Origin of the sequence: Simiduia curdlanivorans (genome assembly GCF_030409605.1) — a bacterium.
Lineage (GTDB): Bacteria > Pseudomonadota > Gammaproteobacteria > Pseudomonadales > Cellvibrionaceae > Simiduia > Simiduia curdlanivorans.
In genome coordinates this window covers 396930-413253 of sequence record NZ_JAUFQG010000006.1, presented here as the reverse complement: position 1 = coordinate 413253, position 16324 = coordinate 396930, and the positions used below count along the sequence as shown (strand labels likewise).

The following is a 16324-nucleotide window of genomic DNA, read 5'->3' as shown; positions in this document are numbered from 1 at the left end:
TTATGTCGAGACCTCTGGCCGCTTGGGAAATTGCCTTCCCAACCCTCACGCTTTTTACCCTGCTTGGACTTTCCGTTTACCTTTTTGGCGACAGCTCATCACAAGGTGCTAACCAGATAGCCTTGTCACTCAGTGCTGCTGTGGCGGCGTTAATGGGTTTGCGCGCAGGCATTAGTTGGAAGGAGCTAGAGGCGGCTATCTTCAAGGGTATTACTGTTGCCCTGGGTGCGATCTTGATTTTATTGTTGGTGGGCATGTTGATTGGCAGTTGGATTTTAGCCGGTACCGTGCCGACGATGATCTATTACGGCCTACAGATTATGGACCCAAGCTGGTTTTACGCAGCGGCCTGTTTAGTCTGCGCCTTGGTGAGCGTCAGCATTGGTAGCTCCTGGACCACGGCTGGGACCATCGGTATTGGTTTAATAGGCACGGCAGCAGGCTTGGGTTTGTCGGTTGAAATTACTGCGGGTGCCATTATTTCCGGAGCTTATTTTGGCGATAAAATGTCGCCACTAAGTGACACAACTAACTTGGCTCCAGCTGTTGTGGGTGCGGATTTATTCGCTCACATTCGCCATATGGTATGGACCACAACGCCCTCCATTCTGATTGCCTTGATTATTTTTTTGGTGCTTGGCTTGAATGTGGAGGCGCCAGAATCCGATGCGCAAATGCAGGCGATGCTGAGCTTACTGGATAATAATTTCAACGTTAACCTGTGGTTACTGCTGCCGCTAGGGTTGGTGTTTTTTCTGGCCTATAAAAAAGTACCCGCCATGGTCAGTATCTTTTTGGGAGCGATGACTGGTGGCGTTTTTGCACTCATTTTTCAAGCTGAGGCAGTGGCTAAGTTCGCTAACTCGCCCGACTTGTCGCCAGCGTTGGCCTTGTTCAAGGGCGTATGGATAGCCTTTTCCGATGGCTATAGCGCGAACACCGGCCATGAGCAAATTGACAGTCTGCTATCTCGCGGCGGCATGAGTTCGATGTTAACAACGGTGTGGTTGATTATGACTGCCATGGTTATGGGTGCCGTGATCGAGCGTGTGGGTATTCTGGAAGCGTTAATTAAAGCCATTTTACGCTTTGCAAAATCCACCGGTGGCTTGGTGGTGTCGACAATTTTGACTTGCATCGGCACCAATATTGTCACCGCTGATCAATACATTGCCATCGTGCTGCCCGGTAGAATGTTTCGATTGGAGTTTGCCAAGCGTGGTCTCAGTCCATTGAATTTATCCAGAACACTAGAAGATTCCGCAACCATCACCTCGCCGTTAATTCCCTGGAATACCTGCGGCGCCTACATGGCTGGCACTTTGGGGGTGGCTACCTTAGCCTACCTGCCGTATTGCTTTTTCAATTTAATTAACCCTTTGGTCTCGGCTATCTATGGCTATAGCCAGTTTAAAATTATTCCGATAACGCCTGAGGAGCGCGCCGAATTGCAAGAAGAGTTGCAGCAACACTTTCCAGACGATGTCGACCACCACTTAACCGAAGGTGCACGTAGTTAACCTATGAAGTTCGATAAACTGGATTTAAAAATATTGAATGAGTTGCAGCTGGATGCGCGAATTTCTAACGCGCGCTTGGCTGAGCGGGTGAGTTTATCCGAATCGGCATGCCTGTCGCGCGTGAAAAAACTGCAAACGCAAAAGTGGATCGCCGGTTATAGCGCTGCCATTAATTTAACCAAGCTGCGCCACGTGCATTTTTTGGTTAACGTATCGCTGATATCCCAAGATCCAAAAGTTAATCGGGACTTTAAACACGCCGTTGCCGCACTGCCGCAAATTATCCGCTGCTATAAAATTTCCGGCGAGTACGATTACATCTTGGAATTTCTATGTGTTGATGCCGCGCAATTCAATAGCTTGAGTGAAGGTTTGTTGGAGCAAGATTTGGGCATCGAGAAGATGCACTCACAGCTAGTCATTGAAGATGCGAAGCCGTTTGGCGGCTTACCATTGGATGAGTTGTTTGAACTCGACGACGAGTAGACTTCTATTATAGAGCGCCTGGCCTAGGCCATCGGGTTAGGTCTCTTGGTGGATTCTACTCACATCTGCTTGCCGTAAACTGGCCTCATTGTGTTAATCAATCACTTGAGGCTTCAAATGAACGTAAATAGCCAAACCAGCCTTCCCGCTACGCAGCCGAACCTCGGTCCTGTCAGTGCGTTGAATCGTTTATCGGTTCAGGCAAAAAACGTGGGTTCACGGACTCGTGAAGCGTTGATACGCATGCGTGAGCGTATGGAGAACCTTGAGCAAACCCTGTGTCAAACTGTTTCGGAAAATCAGGAGTTGGCAACGCAACTGCGCGCTACTAGGGAAAGGCTAACGCTGGTTCAGGCGAGTCATTTCTTGACCAAAAAAGCGCTCGAGGAGCAGCAGCTCAGCGTTGCCGATCTCGAGGCTCAGCTGGCGGCTTATCGACGCAAAGCTAAAAGCGATCAGGTGGAAATTGAAGCTTTAAAAACTCAGCTGTTTGCATAGTCCTCACAGATGCTCAGCCAGCGATTTAAACCTACCCCGCGATATTTTTGCGTATGGGTTGCAAGGTATAAATCTCTGGAAAAATCGCGCTGTGGCGTTTGAAGTGGCACCAGTGAGCCCCGTTTAAAGGCGTCTTCTAGGGAGATACGCGAGAGGCAAGAAATTCCCAAGCCTGCCTCAACCGCACGTTTAATCGCCTCAGTGTGTTGCAGCTCTAAAGAGATATGCAGGTTGGAGAGTAAACCGTGCATACCTCGATCGAAGGTTTGTCGAGTACCTGAGCCTTGTTCTCGTAAAATCCAGACGGCCTCTTTTAAGTCGGCATCAGTGACCTGTGGGTGAGTGGCTAGTGGATGGCCTGGGGCGCAAAAGCAAACCAATTCATCTGAGCGCCAGCGTTGTACCGACAGCGCCGGGTGCTGCACTTCACCTTCAATCATGCCCACGTCGATATCGAAATTCAGTAGCTGCTCGGTAATCTGCTCGGTGTTGGCCACTTCCAGTTTTACTTTGCCCGTGCTGTTGTCTTGCATGTAGCGGTTGATAAGACTAACGGCGAGGTAGTTGCCGATGGTTAGGGTGGCGCCGACGCGAAGTTCGCCGGCATCTGGCTGTTGGCTCAGCGCCTGTTCAAACTCCTGGGCCTGCGCGAGAAGAGCTTCGGCTTTCGGTCTTAGGTAGTCGCCGAGTTCGTTCGCCTGTAGGCGCTTGCCGACGCGGTCGAACAGCTGTAAACCATATTGGCTTTCGAGGTCTTTCAGCGCGCTACTGCAGGCCGATTGCGACATAGATAGCTGCTCGGCGGCGCGACTGACATTGCGGTGATGGGCAACGGCGAGGAACACTTGCAGCTGTTTGAGAGAGAAGTGCAGTGGCTTCATTGGCTGGGCTCAACAAGGTGAATAGGTTTTATATCTGCTTTACCGATTAACTATATCAAAATATCCCGTTTTTCCTATAGTAAGTTTCGCTCTATGCTACGCCTCATCGTTAATAGGAGTGGGCAATGAGTAACCTGATTAAAGAAACGGTGTTGGAAGTGCATCACTGGAACGACACATTGTTTAGCTTTAAAACCACCCGCGATGCAGGGTTTCGCTTTCGAAATGGCCACTTTACGATGATGGGCCTAGAGCAGGACGGTGGGCGGCCCTTGCTGCGTGCCTACAGTATTGCCAGTGCCAATTATGAAGATCAACTAGAGTTCTTTTCCATTAAGGTTCAGGACGGCCCTCTGACCTCGCAATTACAGCGGGTAAAGCCCGGTGATCAGATCGTGATCAACCGCAAAACCACCGGTACCTTGGTGACTGACAACCTGCTGCCGGGCAAGCACCTGTGGTTGTTTGCCACGGGTACTGGGTTGGCGCCTTTTATGAGTATCATTAAAGACCCAGAGGTTTATGCCCAATACGACAAAGTTATATTGACCCACGGCGTGCGCGAGGTGTCTGAGCTTGCCTATCAGCAACACATCGTGGAAGAGTTGCCGAACAACGAATTTTTCGGCGAAGAGGTTAGGCAAAAGCTGCTTTATTACCCGACAGTGACCCGGGAGGCCTTCCGTAACCAAGGCCGTTTAACCGACTTATTGGTCTCGGGAAAGCTGGCTCAAGACTTAGGGTTGCCGCCGGTTAATGTGGACGATGATCGTTTTATGATTTGTGGCAGCCCGAGTATGCTGAAAGATACCTGTCAGATATTGGATGGCATGGGCTTTGCGGAAGTTCGCGGTTCAAACCCTGGCCATTACGTTATCGAGCGCGCTTTTGTCGAGCAGTGATGTGCGTAGGTTTACAGCAACAAGGGCCGGTTTGATACCGGCCTTTTTTATTTCATTGCCTGATTTTACCGCTCAATGGTTATTTGCCGTTCTTGGCCTACTCACTTCGCAATAAACCGTCATAGCCCCGCGATATTTGATAAAATCCCCGCTTTGTCGAATTGCAGGGTAGGGCTATGTCTATCAAAGCCGGAATTTATCGCCACTATAAAGGCCAGCATTATCAAGTTGTTGGTTTGGTGACGCACAGTGAAACCGAGGAGTTGCAAGTTGTCTATCGCTGTCTTTACGGCGATTACAGTTGGTGGACGCGCCCCGCGGCTATGTTTGCAGAGCAAGTAGAAATAGCTGGTGAAAGTGTTCCGAGGTTTGAGTTTATCGAGGTTGGGCAGAGTTTGGATCAGTTGGTTGGAGCTGTGTGATGGGGATTTGGCAGTGCCCTGTTTGCGCAGCGCCGTTGGATATTATAGAGACAGGGCTGTGTTGTTCATCCGGGCATCAATTTGATCGCGCGAAGGAGGGGTACACTAACTTATTGTTGGCTAACCAAAAGCGCAGTGCAGACCCGGGCGATAACCGCGATATGCTGAGCGCGAGGCGCGACTTCTTGCAGGCAGGTTACTATCAACCTTTGGCCGAAGAAATCTTGGCGCAATGCGCCGCTGGCGGCGATGAAGGCTTGTTGTTAGATATCGGCTGCGGTGAGGGCTACTACCTTGACTATTTACTCCAGCACTTGCCGCAGTGGCGTGGTGCCGGCATCGATATCTCGCGCCAAGCTTTACGCCTAGCCGGTAAGCGTAAAATGGCTAGGGCGCAGCTTGGTATTGCAAGTAGCAAGCGAATCCCGTTAATCAGCGGGCTGTTTGATCGAATTGTTACGGTGTTCGCGCCGATAGATGCAGCCGAGATTCATCGTCTGCTCAAGGATCAAGGCAAATTTATTTTGGTGACGCCGGGAGCCGAGCACCTGCATGAATTAAAGGCCGAAATTTACCAGCAGGCGCAGCTGCACGAGCTGGCGGAAACTCCGCTTGGATTTGTTCTCTATCAGCAAGAAACGGTTCAGTTCCCTATGGTGTTCGCTAACGCCAAGGATTTGGAAAATCTCCTCGCTATGACGCCCTTCGTCTATAAGCTGGATGCAAAAGTACGCGAAGGTTTATTAGCCCGTAAAAGCTTTACGGTGCAGGCCGAGTTTTTGATATCTGTGTATCAAAAGGCGCCTAATGATGAATAAAATTGATGAATAGAGAAACGCCTCCTAGCGCTCCTACTTTGTTAGACGCCGACACTGCCGATTGGTCTCAGCCGCAATGGGATGCGCACTGGATGGCCAGAGCCTTAGCGCTCGCTGAGACTGCAGCCAGTCTAGGTGAAGTGCCGGTGGGCGCCGTTGTTGTTCAGGATAATGTGTTGCTCGGCGAAGGCTTTAACCAACCTATTTTAAGTCATGATCCAAGCGCTCATGCGGAGGTTGTGGCCTTGAGAGCCGCGGCGGAAAAATTAAACAATTACCGGCTACCCAATGCAACGCTTTACGTTACATTGGAACCTTGCGCTATGTGCGCAGGCGCAATGGTGCACGGGCGAGTATCGCGGTTGGTGTATGCGGCCTTCGAACCCAAGGCCGGTGTGGCCCATAGTCAGGAAGCCTTTTTCGAGCGCAGCTATTTAAATCATCGCGTTGCTGTTGAAAATGGCGTTGGCGCTGCAGCGGCTTCGCAATTGTTGAGTCGTTTTTTTCAGCAGCGGCGCGAGCAGAAAAAAAGCGATAAGCAAAAACTAATAGAAAATTTTGACGCAGAAGAATAATCAAAGATAGTTCAATACACCCTTGACGACTGGAGTAGGTGTGGCATGGAAGTTCTTGCACTGATAGGTTTCGCGATAGTAATCGGCGTATTCGTAGGCTTGGTCATGGGTATTGTGGCGTTTAACCAGGTGCGCGCACTGGCGGTTGATGTCGATAACCTGAGAAAACAAGTTGCGGCACTATCTGGCTCGATGTTGAATACCGCCGCACCTGTCGCTTCCGAACGAGCTTCCCCGCATGCGAGCCTACAGCCCGCGTCTACCGAGCCAGTACTCGATAAGCTTGATTTGGATTTGGATGAATCTAGCTTAGGTAGCGCTGGGAAAAAAGCAGCCGCTGACGATGCTGCAGCGCAATTGTTGGCCGATGAGCGGGCGCGTTATCAAACGTCTATCTCAACTTCAAATTCAACGTCAAAAGGCGCGTCACAACCCGTGGCTGAAACATCCACGTTTTGGGATCAATTACAAGCTCAGTGGATGGTATGGCTTGGCGGTGCCTGCGTTGGTTTGGCCGGTATCTTTTTGGCTAAATACTCTATAGAGCAAGGTTTATTAGGACCTACGGCGCGTGTTATTAGTGGCGTATTAACCGGTGTGGGCTTGCATCTGGCGGCGCTTTGGCTACGAGCAAAACAGGGTAATCACCCATCCTTTGCAGCGCTTGCAGGCGGCGGCAGTATCACCTTATTTGCAGCTTTCTTAGCGGCGTTACATTTCTACCAAATGTTTAGCCCTATGACGGTTTTTGTGTGTCTTGCGATAGTAGCGCTTTTGACCTTGTGGATGGCCTTGTTGCACGGTCCTGTGCTAGCGGCGATCGGCATGATTGGCGCTTACAGCGTGCCATTGCTGGTTTCTACAGGTAGCGGCAATATTGTAGCGGCAATGATTTACGCCCTCGTAATTTCTGCATCCGTCTTGTGGTTGTTGCGCTATGTTTACCGGCCCTGGTTGTGGTGGGGGCTTATGTCCGGCGGCTTGCTCTGGTGGGCAATTTCGTTAACTGGGCATCAAGCCGATGGCTTGCGCGGCTGGTATTTAGCGATTTTTGCCTACGGTCTAATCGCGGTAGTGCCCAGCAACTGGCTGTTAATGTTTAAGGTTGAAGGCGCACTCTGGCCTTTTGAGTCGAGCTTAGAAAAAACTAAAGATACGTCGTTATTACCCGCGAGTCTTTTACTGATTTTGGCGGCTAATACGGTGAGTCTTTGGCAGTTCGGTTGGCAGGGGCAGTGGTTAAACTGGAGCCTGCTACCCGCTTTGCTACTTTGGACTTGTGGTTTTCAAGGGCGCTTGAGCGTGCTGCCTTGGTTGGCCTTTTTAGGCCAATGGCTGGCGATATTCGTGGCGCAAGTCAATGAGCGGCAGGGGCAATTTAACGTTGATTCGTTGGCGCTGGAAAGCCAGCCGGCCCTGTTGCTGTATAGCTTAATGACTGCAGGCCTTTACGGCTTTTTTGCGCTGCGCAATCTCAAAGGGAGCGCTGCCCCTAATTGGTGGGCCTCCTTGTTGACGATGGTTCCGGTGCTGAGTTTGCTTCTGTGTTACTGCTTGGCAACTGACTACACAAGGGAGTGGCGCTGGGCGCTTTTGGCCGTGAGCATGGGTGCCATTTACATTTGGTTGGGGGCTGTGGCAAGCGCCAAGGCTTGGCAGAAAGCGTTGCAGGTGTGGTTGCTGCTGGCTGGGCATTTTGCCTATTCGCTGGCCGCTGCCTGGGTACTCGACGAGGCCAGCTTAACCTTGGCAATCGCTGCTCAGATTATCTCCATAGCGTGGATTATTAAGCGTTTCGAGGTACCTGAGCTTAGCTGGCTGTTGAAAACAGTGGTCGTGTTGGTGGTCATCCGATTGACGCTAAACCCTTGGTTGGCGGATTACGCTTACGATACCCATTGGTCGCTGTGGACTTACGGCGGCGCAACCTTGTGTTGTGTTGTCGGTACCTACTTTCTGCGCGGCTTCCCCTCGCTTGCGCGCTGGACCGAGGCGGCGGCGCTTCATCTTTTTGTGCTTACGGTATGGTCTGAAGCGAGGTACTGGCTGCACGATGGTAATGCGTTTAGTCAGCGTTTTGAGTTTGTGGAAGCGGTGCTTAATAGTTTGCTGTTTTCAGCGTTGGCATTGGTGTATCACTACAAAGCTAGCATGAGCGCCAATTTGGCTGCCTGGTACCAGTTTTATGGGCGCCTGCAACTGAGTTTTGCGCTGATAAATTATCTCGTCATAGTGCTGGCTATTTTGACGAGTAATGCATGGGCTTGGGCGTCGGTCAGTAGTCGGCCCATTTTCAACCTTGCCTTACTCGCCTTGGGCGCCCCAATATTGATGGCGTTACTGGTTGCCAAGTATTACGAACCCGCCTTTAGAAAGCTGGCGCTCTGGTTTACGGCTGTTGCAGGCTTTTTGTTCATAACCCTGGAGATTCGCCATCTATGGCAGGGCAGTTTGAGTTTGAGTCACGCGGTGAAAACCGGTGAAATGTACACCTACAGCGTTGTCTGGCTTTTGTGTGCCGTTACTGCGTTATTGGCAGGCAGTTGGCGTTTTGGTCGATCGGTGTACCGAGCCGGCATGGCATTACTCGCCTTTGTGATCCTCAAAATATTTTTAATCGACCTAGCCGATTTAGAGGGCCTTTGGCGTGTAGCGTCGTTCATGGGGTTAGGGCTGGCGTTGTTGGGCGTCGCATTTATGCACCAAAAAATACAACAGGCTGCAAACTAAGGTTTTTACCAGCCTAGTGACGGGAGATATTGTCTTTAGGCTGGCTGAGTTAAGTAGTTTTACGGCTACTTGGTACTAACGTTTTTGATTTACCTGTATTTCATATAAAAATCTTTGGCTAAATGGTGTCAGAGTCATTCAGGCGGCCAAATGGTTAAATCCTTATTAATTATGTCATTTCTGCGCCACGGCCCCCTAGTCAGATAAAACTGTGCGCTGGTTCACTACCTGTTGTGCGACAAATAAATTAGTACCGGAGTGGATAAGTTAATTCGTGCCGGAGTGGATATTAAAGTTGTTATTCGGGGGTTATCAATTTCATATTGGTTTGTTTTAATGCATCTCAATTGCTGAAGAGCAAGGTATGCAGTTGCTTAATTCCACGAGGGACTGCTGGAAAGTAAATTAAAATTTCATCGACCACTTTAGAAATAGGAATTCAATCATGGCGATTTACATGAACTTTAATGGCAATTCACCTGCTGGTAACGTAACGGCAGAAGGTTATGCAAACTGGATTGAAGTTGATAACTTCCACTTTGGTGTTGGCCGTGCTATCACCATGGAAGCTGGTGCAATGGCTAACCGTGAAGCATCGCGTCCAAGCATCAGTGAAGTTACCGTTACTAAGCCAATGGACTCTGCCTCAGGCGGCTTGTTCAAAGCCTCAGTTACGGGTGACTCTGGTGTTAAAGTTGAGATCCACGTTGTTCAAACTGGCGCAACTAAAGTAGAGAAGTACGCGACTTACACTTTGGAAGAAGTGATCATTTCTTCTTACAGCGTTAGTGCATCTGCTGGCGGTGCTCCACAAGAGTCTATCTCTTTGAGCTTCGCAAAAGTTGAAGCGGATTTGACCCACGCGGACAAAACCAACAAGAACACCAAGAATATGCGTGTTGGTTACGACCTCACGACTGCGACCCCTCTGTAAGTTTTTACAGACCTTCAGGTCGGCAGTCACTGCTTTGCAGTGGCTCCGGCCTTTTGGCGTTTTTAATAAGCGGCTTTTTGGCGACATTGTTAAAAACGACAAGGTGTTAATCTATTCGTAGCGGACATTTACAAGGATCTGTACTCAGTCATGGCTAGTATCAATCAAAAGCATCGACTTCTTCATATCAATACCGCCCTCGGTAAGGATCACTTTATTGCCACTCGATTAGCGGGTGATGAAAGCGTATCTAAACTGTTTCGCTATGAGGTGGATTTACTGTCGACCAACCACGAGGTTACCCAGAAAGATCTAGTGGGTAAGCCCGCCACCGTTACCATCAATCGTGATGGTAAGGAAGAGTTAAGACACATTCACGGCTATGTAAGCCAGTTATCGCTGTTTGATGTCAATGCTGAAGGTTTGCGTGCCTATCGAGCGGTCATTGTGCCCGGCCTTTGGTTCGCGCAATTAAGTAGTAACAACCGAGTCTTTCACCGGAAAACGGCTAAGGCAATTATTGAAGAAGTATTGGGTGAGTACAGTAAGGTTGTAAAGCTCAGTCTTAAGCTTAATGCCTCTTATAAAACAAGAGAATATTGTGTTCAGTTTGAAGAGACTGACCTCGCATTTGCCTGCCGCTTAATGGCGGAAGAGGGCATCGCCTACTACTTCATCCATGGCGATGGCAAACTCGAATTGGTGCTCACCGATGACGCCCAAGGATTTTTTGATTGTAGCGCTGAACCGATTGAATATGATGGCGGTGGCAGTCACCCCACGAAAAGTACGGTGCACGCATGGTCGAGAAGTTTTTGCTTTCATACTGGCGGTGTGGAACATAAAGATTACAGTGAGTTTTCGTCCGACAAGGATCATAAGCAAGAGGTTAAAACGAAAACCAGCTTGAATGATGCCTCTGCTTATAAAATTCGTGATTTTGGAAAGTACCTTTTGGAGCCGGACAAGGATCAAACCCACAAGATTACCGATGCGTCTAATAAAGATATCGCCACTCGTATGATGGAAACTATCGAGTCTGGTTTTGATGTGGCAAATGCCAGCAGTGATTGTGCATCGTTGACAGCGGGTGGGCGATTCCAGTTGGACCACACCTTAGCTACCGAAAAGGGTAAGTATTTAGTAACGCGAGTGCAAATGAGCGCCGCAGATGGCAACGGTTCTGATACGCATTTTACCAATCAATTTATAGCTGTACCTGCGGCCGTTATTCCACGCCCAGACCCAACAGCGTTTGCGAGGCGGGTTAGTCACGCACAGCTGGCTAAAGTGCTAGAAGTAAAAGCGACAACCGCTGATGGTTCTGATGATATTTATACCCAAGTTAAAGTTAAGTTCCCATGGAACACGGCGCAGAATTCATGCTGGGTTCGTGTTCAGCAGGTGTTTGCAGGCAAAAACTGGGGGGCAAATTTTGTTCCGCGAGTTGGCCAAGAAGTGGTTGTTTCCTATATAAATGGCGATCCCGATAGGCCGATTGTCACGGGCGCAGTTTATAACAACCAAAATGGCGGGCCAAATTACACGGCCACGCAATCCGGCTGGAAAACAGAATTTGAAGGAAGTAAATTTAACGAATTTCGTTTTGATGACAAGAAGGGCTCGGAAGAAATATATCTCGAGGCAGGGAAAGATCACAATTATCTCATCCATAACGACGAAACCGGTAAAATCGAAAACAACCAAACCTTGGAGGTTGTTAAAGATCGCACCATTGATGTTACCGAAGGCAATGAAACCAAGACCATTGGTAAGGGTGATCAGAGCATAACGGTGAAGTCGGGTAATCAAACGGTTAAAGTCTCTAAAGGCACTCAAACGGTAGATGTGCAGGGTGCAATTAAGATCACCTCGAAGACCTCAATTGAATTAAAAGTGGGTGGTTCATCGATTAAAATGACCCCAGCGGGAATTACGATAAAAGGAACAACCTTGTCGTGTAAGGGCGATGCAACGGCCGAAGTTAAAGCGGGTGCAAGCCTTACGTTGAAAGGTGGGATTACATTAATTAACTAGTATTGATTATGAGTGATTGGGTAAAAATAAAGGCCTTGACGGCACAAGAGCTCCTGGAGCAGTTTGAGCTCAGCGAAGAGGGTGCTGCTGAATGTATTGTTGCTGATACAACACCGCGTATCAGTATTGAGCGCTTAATAGAACATGGCTTTTTCTTAGACGCAGTGAAACTTTTGGCGCATTGTTTGCCGAAGCGTGAAGCTGTGTGGTGGTCGTGTTTGGCTGCACGTAAAATTCAAACGCCAGAAACGGATCAAAATAACATTGATGCGTTAATCGCCGCAGAGGCGTGGGCAAAAAAGCCAACAGAAGATAATCGCCTTAGAGCTAGGGCTATGGGTGTGAAAACAGGCCACAAAACACCGGCGAGTTGGGCTGCCACGGCGGCATCCTGGAGTACCGGCAGTTTGAGTGAACCCGGTGAACCTGAAATTCAAACACCTGAATACCTCTATGCTCACGCCGTAGCGGGCAGTGTTTCATTGGCCGCTGTGTTGGGAAATCCCGATGAACCAGAGGCTCTCTACCAGCATTTTCTGGCCCAGGGTATTGATTTGGCCAAGGGTGGAAACGGTTCAGCGGAAACACAATAGGAATAATAATGGGAAAGCCAGCGTCAAGAATTACCGACATGCATGTGTGTCCAATGTCTACCGGGCCTGTGCCCCACGTTGGGGGGCCAATATTATCGCCGGGCGGGCCAACGGTCATTATCGGTGGGCTGCCGTCGGCCACGGTGGGAAGTATGTGCGTTTGCGTTGGTCCGCCGGATTCTGTCGTTACAGGTAGTACAACTGTAATGATTTCAAAAAAGCCCGCTGCTCGAATGGGCGATAGCACAGCACATGGCGGAAAAATCGTGTTGGGTTGCCCAACCGTGATTATGGGTTAGTTTTATCTTTAGGTTTCACGTCTAGTCACATTAGCTAACGCAGGGATGTAAGCTATGAATTCAGAGGGTTTAGGTGCACGGTGCGACCTAAGTGTTGTCTTTACCGGCCAGTGTCGCGAGAAAAAGTCTAAGAAAGACCTATCGGTCGGCTTATTGAGATTGTGTGGCGGTGTTGCTGAAAAAGCAAATTCGCTGTATCGAAAAGCACCTGTGCGCGTTGCTAAAAATTTGACCCAATCTCAAGCTGAAGCTACCGCGAAAAAGTTTTTGGCGGCCGGCTGGCATGTGGATTTGTTCGCAGGTAAAAAGCGTGTGTTTTCTAGCAATGCTGGGACAAATAACAGCGCTCGAACAGCGAAGCTTGCTGCAGGCGCGAATGGTTTAGGTAAGCTCGTCACTTCAGTGGGAGAATCAGTTAATGGCAATCAAACGGTAAGCCTTAAACGTATTTATTCGGAGAATAGAGCCGTTTCATTATGTGTGCCACTGACGTGGGAGCTCAAATCCCATTTGAATGCCGATGCCTTAATGCAGCTTGGCCGAGACCAAGATGAAACTTACCTTATAGTCATTGCTCAAGCCAAGCATTCCTTTGGTGCGGTAGTAAGGCTACAGAGTTATGCCAGCGCTATTGTTAATGCAGCCTTAGGTTGGGTGGCTCATTCGAAGTTGGTTATGCCTGCTGTTTACAATGAGGTAGGGCGATATTTTCGAGCGGAAATTGCCGGTAAGGTTGGGGTAACTAACGTACAGTATCAAATTTGTACTTTTGAGTGCAAAAAACAGTTTTATACTGTTTATGTTTGGACCAACGCCGAGCGATACAAAGCGGTAAGACCCCTTATAAATGCCATCTGCGGCAGCTTTAAGCTCAGTGAACAGCCTTCGCAAGTAATGACCAAGCGTTGTGTTGAGTGACTTATGTCCCGAGTTAAAATAGATACAATAAAAAAGGGCTGCGTTTGCAGCCCTTTTTAGCTGATTAAGAAACCTGGTAAGTGAATTCACCTTCTTCGGTCACACCTACGTGCACATTGTTGATTTTTAAGCCGTCAGCGAGCTTATCTAAACATTCTGATGCCATAGACGGTAATAGTGTGCGGTTAAGGATGTTTTCGATATTGCGTGCACCGGTATCTGATTCTTGGCAGCGAGCAACAATATGTACCAGTACATCTTCATCGTAGCTAAATTTAGCGCCGTAATGACTGGCCAGGCGTTTTTCAATTTTCCTAAGGTTGATTGCTGAGATCTTCATTAGATCATCATCATCCAAGGGGTAGTAAGCAACGACGTTAGCCCGCCCCATAAATGCAGATTTAAAATGCCTTAATAGGTAGGGGCGAATATTGTCCAGTAGTACATCGGGCTCTGGCTTTTCCTCAGTTTGATTAAATATTGCGCTTATCGCTTCTTCACCGGCATTGGAAGTCATGATGATGACCGTATTCTTAAAATCAATGTCTCGGCCTTCACCATCTTTTATCGTGCCTTTGTCGAAAAGACTATAGAAAATGTCTTGAACTCCAGGGTGTGCTTTTTCCATTTCATCGAGCAATATTACTGAATAGGGTTTGCGCCGTGCGGCTTCTGTTAATACGCCGCCCTCGCCGAAACCAACATAACCCGGAGGTGAGCCAAGCAACATAGACACTTTATGCTCTTCTTTAAACTCCGACATGTTTATTGTGGTGATATTTTGTTCGCCACCAAAAAGTTCGTCGGCAAGTGCCAGTGCGGTTTCAGTTTTACCCACACCGCTGGTGCCGCAAAACAGAAATACCCCAACTGGCTTTCGTGGATCTGTTAGGCCTGCGCGAGATGTGCGAATGGCTTGCGCCACAGCTTCCAGCGCATGTGGTTGGCCAATGACGCGCTCACCCATACGTGAGGCAAGTGCTTGCACGCTCCTAATTTCATCGCTGACCATTTTGCCAACAGGGATGCCGGTCCAGTTAGATATAACCTCGGCGATGGCTTGTTCGTCTACCGCGGCCTGCACTAGAGGCGCGTCAGCTTGAATTTCCTTAAGTTGGCTGGAGAGTGTTGCTAGATTTTCTTGTAATGATCTTAACGCATCGTCGTCGATTGCCGTATTATTTGAAAAGCTGTCGTCAATTTTTTGGTGAACTGCTCTAATTTCATCGACTAACTGCGTTTCTTTTTTCAGTTGTTGTTCGAGCTCCAGTAGCTTAGATTCAGCTGCGGCTTTTTCCGCTTCAATTGCCGATATATCGTCTTGTTGTGCGTTTGATGCAGCATGTTCGCGTTTGAGGCGGGATAAAGTCGTGTCGCAGCGCTGAATAATACGGGTTGTATCTTCGATGGCTCCAGGCGTTGCCGATTGACTTAACCCCACGCGCGCACAGGCGGTATCCAATAGGCTTACCGATTTATCTGGCAGCTGACGTCCTGGAATATAACGGTGCGAAAGGCGCACTGACGCAATAATGGCTTCATCGAGTATGCGAACCTTGTGATGCTCTTGGAGGGAGGTTGCGATTCCGCGCATCATGTCGATTGCTTTCTCTTCTTCAGGTTCTTCTACTTTGACAACCTGAAAGCGGCGGGTAAGCGCAGGATCTCTCTCAAAATATTTTTTGTATTCGGCCCAAGTAGTCGCCGCAATAGTGCGTAACTCCCCGCGTGCAAGCGCGGGCTTGAGTAGATTGGCGGCGTCGCCTTGGCCCTCTTTTCCACCGGCTCCAATCATTGTATGGGCTTCATCAATGAATAGAATAATCGGCGAAAGTGAGGCCCGGACTTCTTCGATAACAGATTTGAGGCGATTTTCAAATTCGCCTTTTACGCTGGCGCCAGCCTGAAGTAGGCCGAGATCAAGGGTGCGCACAGTCACGTTGCGTAACGGTTCGGGCACGTCGCCGCTGGCAATTCGCAATGCAAACCCTTCCACCACGGCGGTTTTACCAACGCCGGCCTCACCCGTCAGTATGGGGTTGTTTTGTCGCCGCCGCGTCAATATGTCAATACATTGTCTAATTTCTTCATCTCGCCCTAAAACAGGGTCGATGGTCCCTTGCTTAGCGCGTTCCGTTAAATTAACGGTGTATTTATCGAGAGACGGTGTTTTAGACGTAGAACCTGCGTTGGCAACAGAACTTTCAGCGTTAAAGCCGCTGGTTTGCGGAAGCTCAGTACCCGCACCTATTAACCCACGTGCAACTTCTCGCACTGATTCTGGAGCAATGGTGCGAACTTGTTTACTGCTAGAAAATACTTGATCGCGCAACTTTTCATCGAGAAGTACGGCGGTAAGTAAGTGCCCAGTCGTTATGGCGTTGTGACCGTACTCGACGGAGGCGAGCATCCACGCGTATTTAGCTGCGTCTACCAAGTTTGGAGCCAGTGATGCGGGCCTGGTGTTTCCTGATTTAAATTTTGCAACGGCGGTGCCTAAGTCTTTTGCAAACTCAGCTAAATTAACCTCAAACTTTTCCAATATGGCGGCTAAATCCGAATCGCGTTGCTCAAGGATTTTTAGCATCCAATGTTCAATTTCAACATTGTAATGGCTTTGCCCAAGGCAAAACCCAGCGGCTCCTTCTAAGGAGTCGCGCATCTGTGGCGCCATTTTATCGACTAGCGATTTTAAGTTTAGGTTTATCATA

At 48.9% G+C, this 16324-nt stretch carries 15 protein-coding genes; 13 read left to right on the top strand and 2 right to left on the bottom strand.

Going from position 1 to position 16324, the window contains the following annotated elements:
- The first annotated feature begins 2 nt into the window (after positions 1–2).
- The 3 genes from nhaC (at position 3) to QWY82_RS15700 (ending at position 2504) form a co-directional block, all read left to right on the top strand.
- Positions 3–1520, top strand: a complete 1518-nt coding sequence (gene nhaC / locus QWY82_RS15710) for a Na+/H+ antiporter NhaC (protein ID WP_290264264.1) — start codon at positions 3–5, stop codon at positions 1518–1520.
- A gap of 3 nt (positions 1521–1523) precedes the next feature.
- Positions 1524–2006 carry an Lrp/AsnC family transcriptional regulator gene (locus tag QWY82_RS15705; protein ID WP_290264263.1) on the top strand — a complete coding sequence of 161 codons (483 nt, stop codon included), beginning with the start codon at positions 1524–1526 and terminating at the stop codon, positions 2004–2006.
- Positions 2007–2123: 117 nt separating this feature from the next.
- Complete coding sequence (locus QWY82_RS15700; protein ID WP_290264261.1) at positions 2124–2504, top strand: hypothetical protein; 381 nt, start codon at positions 2124–2126, stop codon at positions 2502–2504.
- On the opposite strand, the gene QWY82_RS15695 is transcribed toward QWY82_RS15700, so the two are convergent.
- On the bottom strand, positions 2489–3376 hold the full coding sequence (locus QWY82_RS15695) for a LysR family transcriptional regulator (RefSeq protein WP_290265719.1): 888 nt from the start codon (positions 3374–3376) through the stop codon (positions 2489–2491). The two genes, QWY82_RS15700 and QWY82_RS15695, sit on opposite strands and share 16 nt — an antisense overlap.
- A gap of 134 nt (positions 3377–3510) precedes the next feature.
- Between QWY82_RS15695 and QWY82_RS15690 the strand changes: the two genes are divergently transcribed.
- From QWY82_RS15690 to QWY82_RS15645, 10 genes are all read left to right on the top strand, one after another.
- The gene (locus QWY82_RS15690; RefSeq protein WP_290264259.1) at positions 3511–4287 is read left to right on the top strand and encodes a ferredoxin--NADP reductase; all 777 of its coding nucleotides are present in this window, start codon (positions 3511–3513) and stop codon (positions 4285–4287) included.
- A gap of 176 nt (positions 4288–4463) precedes the next feature.
- Positions 4464–4709 carry a DUF1653 domain-containing protein gene (locus tag QWY82_RS15685; RefSeq protein ID WP_290264257.1) on the top strand — a complete coding sequence of 82 codons (246 nt, stop codon included), beginning with the start codon at positions 4464–4466 and terminating at the stop codon, positions 4707–4709.
- Entirely contained in the window at positions 4709–5527 is an 819-nt protein-coding gene (locus tag QWY82_RS15680) for a putative RNA methyltransferase (protein ID WP_290264256.1), read from the top strand. Before QWY82_RS15685 ends, QWY82_RS15680 begins: the two co-directional genes overlap by 1 nt.
- Positions 5528–5532: 5 nt before the next feature.
- A complete protein-coding gene (gene tadA / locus QWY82_RS15675) occupies positions 5533–6102 on the top strand; it encodes a tRNA adenosine(34) deaminase TadA (RefSeq protein WP_290264254.1) in 570 nt (189 codons plus the stop codon).
- 45 nt (positions 6103–6147) lie between these two features.
- Positions 6148–8832, top strand: coding sequence for a DUF2339 domain-containing protein (locus QWY82_RS15670; protein WP_290264252.1), 2685 nt, complete (start codon positions 6148–6150; stop codon positions 8830–8832).
- A gap of 445 nt (positions 8833–9277) precedes the next feature.
- Entirely contained in the window at positions 9278–9766 is a 489-nt protein-coding gene (locus QWY82_RS15665) for an Hcp family type VI secretion system effector (protein ID WP_290264249.1), read from the top strand.
- Positions 9767–9916: 150 nt separating this feature from the next.
- Positions 9917–11803 carry a type VI secretion system Vgr family protein gene (locus QWY82_RS15660; RefSeq protein ID WP_290264246.1) on the top strand — a complete coding sequence of 629 codons (1887 nt, stop codon included), beginning with the start codon at positions 9917–9919 and terminating at the stop codon, positions 11801–11803.
- 8 nt (positions 11804–11811) lie between these two features.
- Positions 11812–12396 carry a DUF6931 family protein gene (locus QWY82_RS15655; protein ID WP_290264244.1) on the top strand — a complete coding sequence of 195 codons (585 nt, stop codon included), beginning with the start codon at positions 11812–11814 and terminating at the stop codon, positions 12394–12396.
- 8 nt (positions 12397–12404) lie between these two features.
- Positions 12405–12695, top strand: coding sequence for a PAAR domain-containing protein (locus tag QWY82_RS15650; protein WP_353958713.1), 291 nt, complete (start codon positions 12405–12407; stop codon positions 12693–12695).
- 153 nt (positions 12696–12848) lie between these two features.
- Entirely contained in the window at positions 12849–13613 is a 765-nt protein-coding gene (locus tag QWY82_RS15645; RefSeq protein WP_290264241.1) for a hypothetical protein, read from the top strand.
- Between the two features lie 64 nt (positions 13614–13677).
- Here the strand turns inward: QWY82_RS15645 and tssH are convergent, their stop codons facing one another.
- Positions 13678–16323, bottom strand: coding sequence for a type VI secretion system ATPase TssH (tssH, locus tag QWY82_RS15640; protein ID WP_290264239.1), 2646 nt, complete (start codon positions 16321–16323; stop codon positions 13678–13680).
- Between the last annotated feature and the right edge of the window lies 1 nt (position 16324).

What these genes read in the sequence shown, in the direction of transcription:
- QWY82_RS15665 (WP_290264249.1), top strand. Translation starts at nt 9,278, where the DNA reads ATGGCGATTTACATGAACTTTAATGGCAATTCACCTGCTGGTAACGTA.
- QWY82_RS15660 (WP_290264246.1), top strand. Translation starts at nt 9,917, where the DNA reads ATGGCTAGTATCAATCAAAAGCATCGACTTCTTCATATCAATACCGCC.
- tssH (WP_290264239.1), bottom strand. Translation starts at nt 16,323, where the DNA reads ATGATAAACCTAAACTTAAAATCGCTAGTCGATAAAATGGCGCCACAG.
- QWY82_RS15705 (WP_290264263.1), top strand. Translation starts at nt 1,524, where the DNA reads ATGAAGTTCGATAAACTGGATTTAAAAATATTGAATGAGTTGCAGCTG.
- QWY82_RS15650 (WP_353958713.1), top strand. Translation starts at nt 12,405, where the DNA reads ATGGGAAAGCCAGCGTCAAGAATTACCGACATGCATGTGTGTCCAATG.
- tadA (WP_290264254.1), top strand. Translation starts at nt 5,533, where the DNA reads ATGAATAGAGAAACGCCTCCTAGCGCTCCTACTTTGTTAGACGCCGAC.
- QWY82_RS15690 (WP_290264259.1), top strand. Translation starts at nt 3,511, where the DNA reads ATGAGTAACCTGATTAAAGAAACGGTGTTGGAAGTGCATCACTGGAAC.
- QWY82_RS15680 (WP_290264256.1), top strand. Translation starts at nt 4,709, where the DNA reads ATGGGGATTTGGCAGTGCCCTGTTTGCGCAGCGCCGTTGGATATTATA.
- QWY82_RS15685 (WP_290264257.1), top strand. Translation starts at nt 4,464, where the DNA reads ATGTCTATCAAAGCCGGAATTTATCGCCACTATAAAGGCCAGCATTAT.
- QWY82_RS15655 (WP_290264244.1), top strand. Translation starts at nt 11,812, where the DNA reads ATGAGTGATTGGGTAAAAATAAAGGCCTTGACGGCACAAGAGCTCCTG.
- nhaC (WP_290264264.1), top strand. Translation starts at nt 3, where the DNA reads ATGTCGAGACCTCTGGCCGCTTGGGAAATTGCCTTCCCAACCCTCACG.
- QWY82_RS15700 (WP_290264261.1), top strand. Translation starts at nt 2,124, where the DNA reads ATGAACGTAAATAGCCAAACCAGCCTTCCCGCTACGCAGCCGAACCTC.
- QWY82_RS15670 (WP_290264252.1), top strand. Translation starts at nt 6,148, where the DNA reads ATGGAAGTTCTTGCACTGATAGGTTTCGCGATAGTAATCGGCGTATTC.